This is a genomic window from Frankia sp. R82, assembly GCF_023716925.1.
In the GTDB taxonomy this organism is placed as follows: domain Bacteria; phylum Actinomycetota; class Actinomycetes; order Frankiales; family Frankiaceae; genus Frankia.
The window spans coordinates 23726-38239 of record NZ_JAMQQG010000040.1 but is presented as its reverse complement, the minus strand read 5'-3'; the positions used below and the strand labels follow the sequence as shown (position 1 = coordinate 38239).

The window sequence follows — 14514 nt, the reverse complement described above, 5'->3', positions numbered from 1 at the left end:
GGCGCGACCCGGCGGCCGACCCGGCGCGGCTGCTGCCGGTCGGCTGGGCGGCGGCGCGGGCGGCGATCGCCGAGTACGTTGCCGTCGGCGTCAGCAAGTTCGTTGTTCACCCGGCCATCGAGCCGGGCGGCTGGCCCGCGTTCCTGGATTCCTTCGCGGCTGAACTGGCGCCGCTGGAAAACTGACCGCCGGGATCGGCGCCAGGCCGGCGGTGAGGCGGGCGAATTACTTAGCGAGCAACATAGTCGAGACTCCTCACGTCGGCCGCTGTTGCCATTGTCGGGACGGGCCCGAGTGGCGGTTCCGGTGCGCGGATCCGGCGCGGATCCGCCGCGTGCCCAGGGTGCATCCGCGTCGCATCCGGAGTGGATCTGACGTGGTTCTGGCACGGTTGTGCGGAAAATCTGCCGCACACGGAAGGTTTTGGGTGGCCCTGGCCGGCAATGCATTGATGGCCGGCACCGGACGCCCGCACGGGCCGCGCCGGAACCGTCGGCAGGTGTTCCGGCAGGCGCACCGGCAAGGGCTGTGGAGCGGGGATCGGCACGTCCGGGTAGCCCGCGGCGCAGCTGACAGTGATGCTGATGAACCCTGTCCCGCAAGGGAACACCGGAGGTGGGCGCCCGGGTCGCCCGGGTGATGGCCCTTGCGTCGTCACCTGGCCGGGGCGGCACGCCTGAGTGTCAATATCGGGCGAACCCTTCCCCTTTTCCGCCGTGGTTGCCACAATCGGCGGCAACGGTTAATAGTCACGGGATCAAACAGCCCCACCGGCTGGCCCTACCGGCTGGACATACGGGCTGGCCATACGGGCTGGCATGGCCGTCGAGTACGGCCGACAGGTGCGGCCGGTAAGAACCACCGGCACGAGCGGTAACAAGAGCGGAGCGGGCGTGGCGGTCGAGGTACGGCGGGCGGCACGGATATGCCGGCCGGCGGCCCGATCCCGGCCTCCTCGTGTCCCGAGAGATGATCTGAAGGCGAAGGGGGTACGGACCGTGCATCGTACTTCCAACGCCGCAGGGCCCCAGGCGAGATAATCCCGTGCACACCGGCAGGCGCTCGGGCACCGGGAAAGGCAACGCAGGAGGAAACGTGGAACGGGTGGAGCGCTCGACGGCACAGCCGCCGGTGCAGACCGATCGCCATGTGGTGGTCGGTCTGCGGGCGGGCGACGTGTCGGACCTGGCCGATGTGCTGGTCGCCGCCGATCTCGCTGCTCGCCTTGGCGCCCGCCTCGTGCTGATCGCGACGATGGAGCGGTGGGCCCGGTGGGCCCGGTGGACAGCCGGTGTCTACTGCGCCTTCGGCGTGGAAACGGTCATGTGCGCGGCGCGGATCGCCGAGCAGGAGGCCCATGACGACTTCGAGGGCCGGCTGCGGTCGCTGCTCGACCTCGTCGGCGTCGAGTGGACGCTGGAGTGGTCCGCCGGCTCGCCGCGGCGGGCCGCCGTCCGCTACACCCGCCGCTTCCCGGACGCGACCCTCATCCTGCGCCCCGAACGCCACCGCTGAGCCCCCCCGTCGGCTCACCACGTCCGGCCGACCGGCGCTGCCTCGTCCCATCCAGGCGCCGGCTGCGGTACGAACTCAGGTACGGGTCGAGCACGGGTGAGCGTGGGGTGGTGGCGATGCAGACGGTCGACGTGGCGATTGTGGGCGCGGGGCTCGCGGGGCTGTCCGCCGCGACGCTGCTCGCCGCCGAGGGTCTGTCGGTGGCGGTCTGGGAGGCCGCCGACGATGTGGGTGGTCGGGTGCGCACCGACCAGGTGGACGGGTTCCTGCTCGACCGCGGCTTCCAGGTGCTGCTGCCCGCCTACCCGGAGGTGGTCCGCCAGATCGATCTGCCGGCGCTGCGGCCCCGCCCGTTCGTGCGCGGCCTGCTGCTGCGCGACGGCGTCCGCTCGGTGCGGCTGGGAGATCCCTCCGGCGGCGCGGGGGCGCTGGCCGGCCTGGTGCCGGGCCGGGCGCTGCGGGCCGGCGATCTCGCCCGGCTGGTCGCGCTGACCGCCCGGGACCGCGTCACCCGCCCGGCCGAGCTGGTCGCCGGCCCCGACCGATCCACCCGGGCCGACCTGCGCGCCCGCGGGCTGTCCACGCAGGCCATCGATGGGGTGCTCGCCCCCCTGCTGCGCGGCATCTTCCTCGAGGACGACCTCGACACCTCGGCACGGTTCTTCCATCTGGTGTGGCGCAGCTTCGCCACCCGCCCGCCGGTGCTACCGGCCGAGGGCATGGGCGCGCTACCCCGCCAGCTTGCCGCCCGGCTGCAACCGGGCACGGTGCGCCTGGGCTGCCCGGCCGACATCGTGACCCGGACCGGCGTGCGCTCGCGCGACGGCGAGTCCCTCGTCGCGCGGGCGGTCATCGTCGCCACCGACGGGACGACCGCGGCCCGACTGGTCCCCGGCATCACCGAACCCACCTGGCGCGGGGTGACCACCTACTACTTCCGGACGGACGCCTCCCCGCTGCGGCGCGGGGTCCTCGTCGTCGAGGGGTCCAGCGACCCCCACCGAACGGTGCGGCCGGGGCGTCGCGGCCCGGTGCTCAACACGGTGGTGCTCAGCGAGGTGGCGCCGTCCTACGCACCGCCGGGATCGGCGCTGATCGCCGCATCCGTGCTCGGCGTCCCCGCCGACGCCGACGCGGGTGGTCCGCCCGCACCCGGTTCCGCCCTGGACGGCCTGCCCGCCGGCGGCGCGGGCCCGGACGAACTGGCCGTACGCCGTCACCTCGCCAGCCTGTACGGCACCGACACGACCGGGTGGACGCTGCTCGCGCGTTACCCGGTGGCGCGGGCGCTGCCCGCGCTCGCCAGCCCGCACGTGCTGCGCCGCCCGGTGCGTACCCCGTCCGGGGTGTACGTCTGTGGTGACCACCGGGACACCCCGTCCATCCAGGGGGCGTTGTTCTCCGGCCGGCGCGCGGCCGAGGCGGTGCTGGCCGATCACGGTCAGGTGGCGACAGCACGGCGGCAGATCGTGCCGCAATGCTGATCCGCGGCCGGATCGGCGCTACCATCTGTCCTTGCGTAGCCTGATGTTCACCCTGTGGGGTGGTTGACCTGGAAGACGGCAGAGGTACCTTTGCCAGCGGCCTGCTGGATGCGGCACCCGACGCGATTGTCGGCGTGCATGCGGACGGACGGATCGCGCTCGTCAACGCGCAGGCCGAGCGGTTGTTCGGCTACACCCGCGCGGAGCTGCTCGGCGAGCCGGTCGAGATCCTGATCCCCGAGTCGGCCCGGGCCCTGCACCCGAGCCACCGCGCGTCCTACCTGCGGGAGCCACAGCCGCGGCCGATGGGTCTGGGCATGGAGCTCGCCGGGCGGCGCCGCGACGGCAGCGAGTTCCCCGCGGAGATCTCCCTGGCCGCGATCCAGCTCGACGAGCGGGTGCTCATCACTGCCGCCGTCCGTGACGTCACCGATCGCAAGCGGGCGGAGGCCAAGTTCCGCGGCCTGCTCGACTCGGCGCCGGACGCCATCGTCGGCGTTCTCTCCGACGGGCGGATCGCGCTGGTGAACGCCCAGGCCGAGCGTCTGTTCGGGTACAGCCGGGAGGAACTGCACGGTCAGTCGGTGGAGGTCCTCGTCCCCGAGGCCGCCCGGAGCAAGCACCCGGGTCACCGCACCCGGTACTTCGCCGATCCGCAGCCCCGCCCGATGGGCGCCCAGATGCAGCTGGCCGCCCGTCGCCGCGATGGCAGCGAGTTCCCGGCCGAGATCTCCCTGTCGGCGCTGGAGACCGAGGAGGGGCTGCTCGTCTCCGCCGCCATCCGCGACGTGACCGAGCGGCTGGAGGCCCAGGCCGAGCGGGAGCGGCTGCGGGCCCAGGCCGAGCGCAAACGGATCGAGGCGCAGCTGCACCAGTCGCAGCGGTTGGAAAGCCTCGGTCAGCTGGCCGGCGGGGTCGCGCACGACTTCAACAACCTGCTCGGCGTGATCATCAACTACACCGCGTTCATCTCCGAGGTGGTCTCGGCCGCCGCCGCACGCGGGGAGCCCGCCTGGGAGCCGGTCCGCCGGGACATCGACCAGGTGCAGCGAGCGGCCGAACGGGCCACCCAGCTCACCCATCAGCTGCTCGCGTTCGGCCGCCGGGAGGTCGTCCAGCCGCGGGTGCTGAACGTCAACGACGTCGTGGCGGACATCGAGGACATGCTGCGGCGCACCCTGGGGGAACACGTCGAGCTGATCACCGTGGCGTCGACCGAGCCGTGGGCGGTGTTCGCCGACGCCGGCCAGCTCGAGCAGGTGCTGGTCAACCTGGCCGTCAACGCCCGGGACGCGATGCCCGGCGGGGGCAAGCTCACCATCGACACGGCCAACATCCACATCCAGGACGACATCGCCGCCGGGCGGCCCGGGATCAAGCCCGGCCGGCACGTCCACCTGCGGATCAGCGACAGCGGGTCGGGCATGAGCCCGGAGACGGTCAGCCGCGCGTTCGAGCCGTTCTTCACCACCAAACGCAAGGGCGAGGGCTCGGGCCTGGGGCTCGCCACCGTCTACGGCATCGTTACCCAGGCCGGCGGGCACGCCGAGATCTTCTCGGACGTCGGCCTCGGCACCACCGTCAGCATCCTGCTGCCGGCGGTCGACAGCGTGGCCGTGGTACCCGAGCCGGCAAGCGAGGCGGCGGTGCTCACCGGCGGTGAGACCATCCTCGTCGTCGAGGACGAACGGGCGATGCGCGAGGTCACCCGCCGACTGCTGGTCCGCAACGGCTATGACGTGATCATCGCCGCGGACGGCCACCGCGCCGTCGAGATCGCCGCGAGCCACCCCACCCGCATCGACCTGCTGCTGACCGACGTCGTGATGCCACAGGTCCTCGGCCGGACGGTGGCCGAACTCGTGCACCGGCACCGCCCGGACGTCCGGGTGCTGTTCATGTCCGGCTACGCCTACCCGGTGCTGGCGCACAACGGCACCCTCGACCCCGGGCTGACGCTGCTACCGAAGCCGTTTTCCGAGCAGGAGCTGCTGGCCCGGGTGCGGGAGGTGCTCGACAGCCCGCAGGATTTCTGAAGGCCGCGAAAAACCCCGCGGGAGGGACCACCACTGTCCTTGGCTGCCCTGGGCGAGTGCGTCGCTACCGGTAGGTTGGCGAGGACAGATCCCGCCTACCGTGGACGGGCGGCGCGGTGAACCTGGGGGCGAGATGAACGGTCCGTCGACCGGCACGCCCGCCGACGGCGGGGACGACACGGGCGGCCGGCCGGCTCGGGTCGCCCGCGCGGCGCGGGTGCTCGTCGTGGACGACAACGACATGCTGCGTAGTCTGCTCAGCCGGATTCTGCACGCCGCCGGCTTCGAGGTCAGTGAGGCCGGGTCGGTGGCGCAGGCGCTGCGGCTGGACCCCGCCGGGTATGACGCGATCATCATCGACGTCCGTCTGCAGGGGCGTCCCGGCACCGATCTGGTGGACGAACTGCGCCGCGGCGACCCGGCGGTGGTGCGGCGCTGCCTGCTGCTCACCGGCGCACCCGGCCTCGACGAGCTCCCGTCGGACATCCCCGTGGTGGGCAAGCCGTTCACCGCCGAGCAGATCGTCGCCGAGATCCGGCGGCTGCTGCCCGCCGCTGCCGCCGACCCCGCCGGCACGCCCGAACGCGGATGAGCACCCGCGGCGGTGGGACCGAGGCCCGGCCGGACGAGCTGCTGCGGCTGTTGGTCGCGCTCCAGGAACGGGGCCAACGGGCGATGGCCGTCCGGCTGCATGACGGGCCGATGCAGGAGTTCACCGCCGTTCTGCTGGAACTGGCGAGTGTGCGCCGCCGCCTGCCCGGCGAGCTCGCCGAACGGGTCGTGGAGATCGAGGACCGGCTGCGCGCCACCACCTTCGAGCTGCAGCTGCCACCCAGCATCTTCCGCCTCGGCCATGACGCTCCGGCCGCCCTGACCGCCGGCCTCGACCAGCGCGTCGCCGGCCTGCTTGTGGACCGGCTCGACACCGAGCTGCACCTGGAGGAGAACCCGCCGAGCGATGCGGAGATCGCGGTGGTCCTGGCCGCCGTCCAGGTGCTGTTGATGGCGAGCAACCCGCACGCCACCGGCGAGCGAGCCTGGCTGTCGGTGCGCACCGGCCCCGCGGGGGTGGACCTGCGCCTGGGGGTGCGTCCGTCCGGGCACGAGCCGCCGGCGGACGAGGCGCGCGCCGGCCGGCTGCGTCCGCTCGCCCAGCTGATCGGCGCTGACCTGCGCCACGATGCCGAGGCTGCCCGCTGGACCGCCACCCTCCACCTCGCCCGTTCCACCGCCGCCACCCCGTCGCGCTGACCCGCCGCCGGGTCGCCCGCTGACCTGCGCTCTCGTCGGCCGGTCGGTCGACCGGCGGGCGGGCGGTGGCGGTGGGCGGGCGGTGGCGGCCGGGTGCGTCAGCGGGGGGTGGGGTGCATCTGCCTGGGTCCGCGGGACGTGCGCTTGGCGGCGTACATGGCCGCGTCGGCGCGGCGGATGACGGCATCCGGGTCGGGCCTGCCCGGGTCGGGACCGGTCAGGCCGCGGGAGGACGCGACGCCGACGGCAGCGCGAATGGTGAAGGTCCGACCGGCGACGTCCACCGGGGTGGCGATGGTCCGGCGGGCATCGGTCAGGATGGTGCGCACGGCGCTCTCGTCGGCCTCGGGTAGCACGATGAGGAACTCGTCGCCGCCGAGGCGGAACACGTCGTCCGGGGCGACACCGGCGATCGCGACGAGGCGGGTCGCGATGACCCGCAGCACCTCGTCGCCGACATGGTGGCCGAAGGTGTCGTTCACCGGCTTGAAGTCGTCCAGGTCGATCAGCAGGATCGTGAACGGGGTGCGGGCGTCGGCGAGCCGGTCGAGCCGGTCGGCGAGGCCTATCCGACTGCCGAGGCCGGTGAGGGTGTCGTGGCTGGCCTGCCACCAGATCCTGGCCTGCAGCCGACGGCGTTCGCCGACCTCATGGCAGGTCACCATCAGATCGCGCCCCAGTGGCCCGGCGCGCCGGGCGGCCGCGAGGTCGAACCAGCGGTGGTCGCCGGTGGCGGTGTACAGGCGGATGTCCAGCAGGGAGTCCGGGCCCGGACTCGCCCCGCCGCACGGGTGCGCGTCGAGGTAGGCCTGCACCGCCGCCCGATCGCCGGGGTGGACGAGGTCGAGCAGCGGTCGACCCAGCAGGTGGACCGCCCGGTGGCCGAGCAGACCCTCGACCGCCGAGGTGATGAACGTGGCGCGGCCGGCCCGGTTGAGCACCACCACGATGTCGTGGGACTCGTGGAGCAGCATGGTCAGCCGGGCGCCCTCCCGCCGGGTCCGCTGACTCTCCCGCAGCAGGGTCCACAGCAGCGCGGCAGCGGTGACGATCACCAGCGCGTACACGACCAGGTCGCTGGCCGGACGGCCGGGTGACGGGCCCTCGACCATCCGGCCGTCCTGGCGCAGGACCAGGTAGTACGGCCTGGGCACGGCCGGGATGACGCCCACGTCGGCGAGCTGCGCACCGCCTGCGGTGCGCAGCACCACCTGCCGGCTGTTACCTGGCCGGACCGATCGCAGCTGGGCGGGGTCGACCAGCGTCCGTCCCAGGAGAGCGCGGTCGGTCGAGATCACCGCGTGGCCGTCGGCATCGACCAGGGTGATCGTGATGGCGGGGCGGGACCGCCCGGTCGGACTGGACGCGTTCGTCGTCCCGCTGGTCTGTCCACTGTCGGGCAGGATGCCCAGCGCCCTGGCCAGCTCCGCGACGGACGCCCGGGTCAGGGCTCGGGTGAGCAGGAGAAAGGCGACATCGCGGCCGTCACGCCGGACCGGAACGACGCTGACCGCCAGGACGTCGTCGACCGGCGGGTGGAGTCCCTGGCGCGGCGTGGTGGGGCCGGCCACCACAACGTTTAGGCCGCCGTCGCGGGCGAGCTCCCAGACCCGGCTGCCCGGGTCGATCGGCACCTTCGCCCCGGACGGGCGCACCGCGAGCGGCTGGCCACCGAGATCGACGAGGGCGAGCACGACGTCCGGAGTGGACAGGTCGGGACCGGCGATCGAGTCCAGCGTCCGGGCATCGGCCGCCCGGTCGGTCAGCGACCAGGGGAGCGCGGAGATCGGGGCGATCAGATAGCTCGGCTGGTTGAGCTGGGAGATGATCTTTGCTGTCGTGTTCGCCAGCTGCGTGGCCTGCCGGATCTGTCGGTCGTCGAGGCGGCGCTGGTTGGTGTGCTCGACTGCCACGATGGTCGTCGCACTGGCCAGGATCATCATGGCCAGGACCAGCAGGCTGATGACGCTCGGCAGTACGCCGTATGCCCGGCGTGCCCGACGGGTGCCCCGGGTCCGCCCCCGCCGGGTGGACGACCATCGGGTCCGCGACCGATGCCGCCGGCCGCGTCGCGGTGCGCCCCGGTCACTGCGGGCCCGGGTGGCGGGGTGCTGCGGGCCGGCCCCCGGCGGACGGGAATCCTGCGGGCCAGCGCCCGGCTGGGAGGGGACCTGCGGGCTACCAGTGCCGGCCCGCTCGGGGGACCGGTGCGGGCTCGACCGGTGGGTCTCCAGGGCGATGGCGTCGCGTCGGCTGTCGTCGGCAGGTTCGATCACGGTGAAGCCGCCGACGGTGTGCCGGCTACGCCAGCCGGTGGACGGGTGCGTGTCGAGGGCGCTGCCCACCCGCAGTGCGAAACGGCCAGGGCCGAGCTGTTTGGCCTGGTACATGGCCTGGTCTGCGAACTGGAGCAGCGACTCGGTCGGGGTGGCCACGTCGGTGAGGGCGATGCCGACGCTGGCGGCGACCCGCACCGCGGTGTCGTCGTCGATGAAGACCGGCCGTCCGAAGGAGCAGATGATGCGGGTGGCCGCCTCGCCGGCGGCGCGGGCGTCGGTGTCGGGCAGCAGGATGCCGAACTCGTCGCCGCCGAACCGGGCGCCGGCGGCCCGTGGCCCGAGTTCCGCCCGCAGCCGGGTGCCGATCTCGCGCAGCACCCGGTCGCCGGCGAGATGCCCGAAGGTGTCGTTCACGGGCTTGAACCGGTCGAGGTCGACGAACAGCACCGCGAGCGGCCGTCCGGTGCTCCCGGCCGTGGCGGTGCTGTCTTCGGCCGTGGCGGCGCCCACCGCGGCGGCTAGCCGTTCGGTGAAGGCCGATCGGTTGAGCAGGCCGGTGAGAGCGTCGTGGCGGGCCTGATGGGTGAGCTGGTCGAGCAGGCGCTTGCGCTGACCGGCGGCGTGGCAGGTAATGATCATTTCGGTGGGGCTGCCGTGAGCGGGCAGCGGCCGGGCGGCCACGTCGAACCAGGCGATGCCGCCCGAAGCGGTGCGTAACCGTAGGCCGAGTTCCGAGCCGTGTGCCTGGTCCGGGTCCTCGACCAGACGGCGCAGCCGGTGGGCATCGTCCCGATGCGCGAGGTCGGTGACGGGGCGTCCCGACCAGTCGGCTGCACGATATCCGAGCATCGTCTCGATCGCCGGACTGACGAACACCATGGCCGTGGTCCGATCGGTGACGAGCACGATGTCGCTGGCCGCGGCGAACAGGGAGCGTAACCAGTTCTCGGTCTGGCGGGCCGACAGTGCGCGCCGCAGTGCGATGAACAGAATGCTCAGGGTGGCCGTCAGGGCCACGCACAACAGCGTCAGGTTGCGGCGGTGGCCGCGGGAACGCAGGTCGGAGTACAGCGAGCCAGCGGGTTGCCGGAAGTAGGTGAAATAGCCCGTCCCCGTCTGCCGGGCGGCGATGTTGACGACCTCGCCGTCGGGTCCGCAGGTGCGCCAGATGTGGGTGCCCGAAGCCGGTGCGACCGAGCTGCCGGTGCCGGTGCCGCGGGTGGTCGTGGAGGTGGCCAGTTCGGCGGCGTCGACGATGTGGGTGCCCACGGCGGCCGGGTCGGTGCTGGTCAGCGCGACGCCGGTGGGGTCGACCGTGGACACGGTGCCGGCACCGGCACCGAGTAACGCGGCCATGCCGTCGCCGATGATCAGGTGGACCTGATCGGTCGACACCGCGACCAGCACTGCCCAGGGCAGCGGCCCACCGATCGGGACGAGCGTTGCCCGCCGTGGCAGCGCACCCTCGACGATGACGGGGGACAGACCGGAGCGCCCCGCCAGCGCGGCAGACCACGCCCTGCCGAGCGTGGCCGCCTCCACCCTGGCGCCTGCCGGGTAGGCGGCACTGACCCGGCCATCCCGGTCCAGCAGAACCAGCAGGTGGTTCACATCGCCTGAGGCGGAGATCTGCAGCCGCAGCAGCAGATCCGCGTTGGCCGGGTCGCCCGGGCGGAAGGGCAGACTGTGCGCGGCGGCGGCCAGCAGGGCGGGCGATGCGCTGGTGGACTCCCAACCCGAGAGCCGTTCGACCAGGGCAGCACGGGCCGCCAGCCGAGCCTGTTCTTCGCGTCGCAGCAGATCATTGCCCAGCACGAGTGCCAGCGCACCGAGGATGGCCACGGCCAGCAGCACGGCCGCGGGCTGCAGGAGGCGCGAGCGTGCGCGAGCCTCCCGCTGGCCGCTGCGGCCACGTCCACACATGTCCTGCCCCGTCCGACCACACCATCCGGACTCGACGGATCTCACCGTGAGTGAAAATTCCTTTTATCGGCCAAATGCACCCGATAAGGGCTGAGCATACGAGTATCTGCCGACAGATTTCGGTGCCCCCACTCGTATGGCTGCGCCCCGACTGCGCAGTGTGTGGTCAGTGGCAATGGAGTGGTTCGGAGACGTCCCGGAGGCGGACTCGTCGATTCTCCGTAGCGCAGGATTGCGGATACTGAAAGTAGCGATCCAAAATCTCTGGGTGATATTTTTTGAGATCCATGCTCTCGACCATGACCTTGCGTGCTGGAGAGGGGGGCGAGAGTGGATGGAGGGCGGCGATGATCCGTGTCTTATTGCTGACCTTCAGTAATCGATGCAGCAGGTGAAGGTCGTCACTTTCCGCATCTGTGAGTGCTCTGTGTAATGGCACGATTGACTAACTCCAGTCAGGGTTGCGGAGCAGGACCAGATGATCGCGGCCCGACGCACATCACTGCGGGCCGGGTCAGGCCCGCCCCCGGGTGACCCGCGGCGACATCGGGCGGCGAGACCCGGACGATCCGGCCGGGTCTCGCCGCCCCGGCCGGCACCGTCACGCTGTTTGCGGTCCAGGCTGACCGCCTGCCCGGCGGATGCCGGCCGATGCACGTGGATAACCAGTGCGTGCCAGGAGACCGCGGTCGGCGGAATCAATTAACACGTCGTCGGTCGGCCCACCGGTTGGCCCGGGGATGGTGTGGGCAGCACATCGGCCCGCGGCTCCCCCGTGAATTGCCGCAGGCTGACCGGCGCCGTCCTGGTACGGATGTCGGCGGGCCAGTCCGACATCTCCGATGGTCCGGTCGGCGGTACTGGCCGGCGACGGACGGGTGGCGCATCGTGGTCGGGCAGGCAGCGGAAGAGGAGGCAGGGGTCACGATGAGCTCGCCGACCGGAAGCACCCATCAGGTGACCAATCAGCCGCCGCCACTGGTCGGCCATGATCCGTCCGCCGATCCGGCTCTGCGGGCGGCGCTGGCGCGCGAGGGTGCGAGCTGGCATCTGCCCGACCTGTGTCGACTCGGCGCCCTCGCCGGCTCCGAGCAGTCCCTGCACTGGGCCGAGCAGGCCGACCGGTTTCCCCCCGAGCTGCGCACCCACGATCGCTACGGGCACCGGATCGACGAGGTCGAGTTCCATCCGGCCTGGCATGCCCTGCTCGACGTGGCCGTGCGCGAGGGGATGGCCGGGGCGCCGTGGGCGCGGTCGCGCCCCGGTGCCCACGTCGCCCGGGCAGCGAACATCCTGGTGTGGGGCACGGTGGAACAAGGGCATCTGTGTCCGGCGTCGATGACGTACGCGGCGGTTCCGGCCCTGCGGGTCGCGCCGGAGCTGGCCGCCCGGTACGAGCCGCTGCTCACCAGCCGGGTGTACGACCCGGGGCTGCGGGTGCCCGAGACCAAGGCGGGGCTGCTTGCTGGCATGGGCATGACCGAGAAGCAGGGCGGGTCCGACGTCCGGACGAACACCACGACGGCCACCCCCACCGCCGACGGAACCTTCCGGCTGCGCGGGCACAAGTGGTTCACCAGCGCACCGATGAACGACGTGTTCCTGGTACTGGCCCAGGCACCTGGTGGGCTGTCGTGTTTCCTCGTCCCGCGGGTACTGCCCGACGGCAGCCGCAACACCTTCCGCATCCAGCGCCTGAAGGACAAGCTTGGCAACCGCAGCAACGCCAGCAGCGAGCCGGAGTTCGACGACACGCACGGCTGGCTGGTCGGCGAGCAGGGCCGCGGTGTCGCCGTCATTCTCGAGATGGTCGCGCTCACCCGCCTCGACGCGGCCCTCGCCGCCGCGGCCGGAATGCGCGCGGCGGTGACGGTGGCCGCTCATCACGTCCGGCACCGACGTGCATTCGGTGGCCTGCTCCTGGACGCGCCGTTGATGCGCAACGTGCTGTCGGATCTCGTCGTGGAAACCGAGGCGGCCACCACTTTGGTGATGCGGGTGGCTGGGGCGGTGGACCGGTCCGTGCGTGGTGACGACAGCGAACGGGAGTTTCGACGGGTCGCGACGGCGGTGGCGAAGTACTGGGTGTGTAAACGGGTTCCGGGGGTGGTGGTGGAGGCACTTGAGTGCCTGGGCGGAAACGGTTACGTGGAGGAGTCGGGAATGCCCCGCCTGTACCGTGAGGCGCCGCTGAACGGAATCTGGGAAGGTGCCGGGAACGTCAACGCGCTGGACGTTCTGCGGGCGCTGGGCCGTCAGCCCGGGGCGCTGGCGGCCCTGACTGCCGAGGTCGACGCGGCGCGTGGTGCGGACCGGCGGCTCGATCGGGCCTGGGACCAGCTCCTTCCACAGCTTGCCGCCGCCGGCGAGCCGTTCACGGCGCGGCGGCTGGTAGAGCGTCTCGCGCTCGTCCTTCAGGGCTCCCTCCTTGTCCAGCATGCGCCGACGGCGGTTGCCGATGCGTTCTGCACGTCCCGGCTGGCCGGTGACCGGGGTCTCGCTTTCGGTACCCTTCCGGCCGGGACCGATACTGCAGGTATCCTCGATCGGATTGCTTCGTCAGGTTCGCATACCGATTGAACCGGTGATATCCGTCACGAGACGAGAAAGGGAAGAAACGCTTTCTGGCTCCTGGCTGGAAAACCACTGGATCGCCCCTAGTCTGGTAGGCGACTGCGCCCGCGGGGGGTCTCCATGATGTATTTCTGCCTGGCTGTCGCCGGGCTGGTAATTTTCGCCGGCATCCTCGGCCTGGCCCGCGGTCGGGCCGAATGGGCCTGGATTCACGACCGCCGTCGGGCTGGCATCGTCACCGGTGCCGGCTCGGTGGCCATGCTGGCCTTCGGCGTGCTGGCCGCGAACGGTATCGGTACCGGGGACGGCAGTAGTCATGATCGTTCCAACGGAGCGATCCTGCTGCCGCGCCCGTCCGGCTCCGTCCCGGCCGACGCACGACGTCTTGATCCACCCGGTGCCACCGGCCCGGCCGCCGGCACCGAAGGCGATCCGACGGCGGGTGGCTCGAGCCCGGCTGCCTACAGCCGACCACTGCCCGACGCCGGCTCCGGCGGCAACCCGCCATCGGTGCGGGCCGGCTCCTCCGGGCGAGGAAAAGCGGCCCCCTCGGCTCCGGCGGGCGGGGGTCGGACCAGCTCCGGAGGCGCCGATGGCGCACCGCCGCCTCGAACCCAGGTGCCGCCGCCTCGAACCCAGGTGCCGCCGGCTGCGCCACCGCCGGCTGCGCCACCACCGGCCCCGTCACGGACCACCCCACCCCGTGTCACCGTGCCGGCACCCCCGCCCCCGCCTCGGACGATTGCGCCGACCCCGCCGCGCACCACCGCACCGCCGTCCCCGCCCCGGACGACTCCGCCCCGGACGACTCCGCCTCGGACGTCCCCACCCCGGACGTCCCCACCCCGGACGACTCCGCCCCGGAGTACGCCGCCGCGCACGACTGCGCCCCGGACTACTGCGCCCCGGACTACTGCGCCCCGGAGTACGCCGCCGCGCACGGTTACTCCGTCGCGCGGCAGTGCGCCGACGCCGACGCGGGCGGGCGGTGGTGGCTCGTCGAAGTCGCCGTCCACCTCGGACGGCGATGGTGGCGGGTCGGTCGGCGGTGAGTCCGGGAGCGGCGGGTCGTCCACCCCACCGCGGACGCCGACCCGGGCGTCGGTGTCCCCACGGACGCCCACACCCTCGACTCCAGCCCCGTCCCGTCCCTCGGTCTCCCCCCGTCCTGCTTCCTCCTCCCAGACCGTGGCCCCCACGCGGACGTCGGCTTCCTCGGGGTCGTCACGGACGGCAGGCGCGTCGACTCCCACGCGGACGTCGACTCCGTCGGTTCCCTGGTGGACGCCGGCCTCGTCGGAGTCGTCCGTGCCGTCCCGGACCTCGGCCTCCTCGGCTGGACCGGCGGGTGCTCCGGTATCGCTGAGCCCGATCGAGCCACGGCCGAATCCGCAACCGCCCGTCATTCTGCCCCGGCGTGAGCAGGTCTCGGATCCGGTGCGGGTGGCAGGT

The 14514-nt window shown here is 72.3% G+C and carries 8 protein-coding genes and 1 pseudogene; 7 read left to right on the top strand and 2 right to left on the bottom strand.

The features are described 5' to 3' along the window. The 6 genes and pseudogenes from ND747_RS10285 to ND747_RS10260 all read left to right on the top strand — a co-directional run. Positions 1-185 (top strand): annotated as a pseudogene (locus ND747_RS10285) (TIGR03854 family LLM class F420-dependent oxidoreductase); the annotation flags it as partial. 910 nt (positions 186-1095) lie between these two features. Then, positions 1096-1515, top strand: coding sequence for a hypothetical protein (locus ND747_RS10280; RefSeq protein ID WP_251733273.1), 420 nt, complete (start codon positions 1096-1098; stop codon positions 1513-1515). A 116-nt stretch (positions 1516-1631) separates the two neighbouring features. Continuing rightward, positions 1632-2999, top strand: coding sequence for an NAD(P)/FAD-dependent oxidoreductase (locus ND747_RS10275; RefSeq protein ID WP_251733272.1), 1368 nt, complete (start codon positions 1632-1634; stop codon positions 2997-2999). A gap of 59 nt (positions 3000-3058) precedes the next feature. After that, entirely contained in the window at positions 3059-5035 is a 1977-nt protein-coding gene (locus ND747_RS10270; RefSeq protein ID WP_251733271.1) for a PAS domain-containing hybrid sensor histidine kinase/response regulator, read from the top strand. Between the two features lie 133 nt (positions 5036-5168). Beyond that, positions 5169-5627 carry a response regulator gene (locus tag ND747_RS10265; RefSeq protein ID WP_251733270.1) on the top strand — a complete coding sequence of 153 codons (459 nt, stop codon included), beginning with the start codon at positions 5169-5171 and terminating at the stop codon, positions 5625-5627. Next, positions 5624-6286 carry a histidine kinase gene (locus tag ND747_RS10260; protein WP_251733269.1) on the top strand — a complete coding sequence of 221 codons (663 nt, stop codon included), beginning with the start codon at positions 5624-5626 and terminating at the stop codon, positions 6284-6286. Before ND747_RS10265 ends, ND747_RS10260 begins: the two co-directional genes overlap by 4 nt. Before the next feature lie 98 nt (positions 6287-6384). Here ND747_RS10260 and ND747_RS10255 read toward each other — a convergent pair whose 3' ends face one another. After that, positions 6385-10488, bottom strand: coding sequence for a diguanylate cyclase domain-containing protein (locus ND747_RS10255; RefSeq protein WP_251733268.1), 4104 nt, complete (start codon positions 10486-10488; stop codon positions 6385-6387). Between the two features lie 927 nt (positions 10489-11415). Between ND747_RS10255 and ND747_RS10250 the strand changes: the two genes are divergently transcribed. Further along, positions 11416-13068, top strand: coding sequence for an acyl-CoA dehydrogenase family protein (locus tag ND747_RS10250; protein WP_251733267.1), 1653 nt, complete (start codon positions 11416-11418; stop codon positions 13066-13068). 455 nt (positions 13069-13523) lie between these two features. Here ND747_RS10250 and ND747_RS10245 read toward each other — a convergent pair whose 3' ends face one another. Next, positions 13524-14468: a hypothetical protein gene (locus ND747_RS10245; protein ID WP_251733277.1), complete on the bottom strand. Its 945-nt coding sequence runs from the start codon at positions 14466-14468 to the stop codon at positions 13524-13526. Positions 14469-14514 lie beyond the last annotated feature (46 nt).

Coding starts and splice junctions, on each gene's coding strand:
- ND747_RS10275 (WP_251733272.1), top strand. CDS start 1,632: ATGCAGACGGTCGACGTGGCGATTGTGGGCGCGGGGCTCGCGGGGCTG.
- ND747_RS10265 (WP_251733270.1), top strand. CDS start 5,169: ATGAACGGTCCGTCGACCGGCACGCCCGCCGACGGCGGGGACGACACG.
- ND747_RS10260 (WP_251733269.1), top strand. CDS start 5,624: ATGAGCACCCGCGGCGGTGGGACCGAGGCCCGGCCGGACGAGCTGCTG.
- ND747_RS10255 (WP_251733268.1), bottom strand. CDS start 10,488: ATGTGTGGACGTGGCCGCAGCGGCCAGCGGGAGGCTCGCGCACGCTCG.
- ND747_RS10250 (WP_251733267.1), top strand. CDS start 11,416: ATGAGCTCGCCGACCGGAAGCACCCATCAGGTGACCAATCAGCCGCCG.
- ND747_RS10245 (WP_251733277.1), bottom strand. CDS start 14,468: ATGACGGGCGGTTGCGGATTCGGCCGTGGCTCGATCGGGCTCAGCGAT.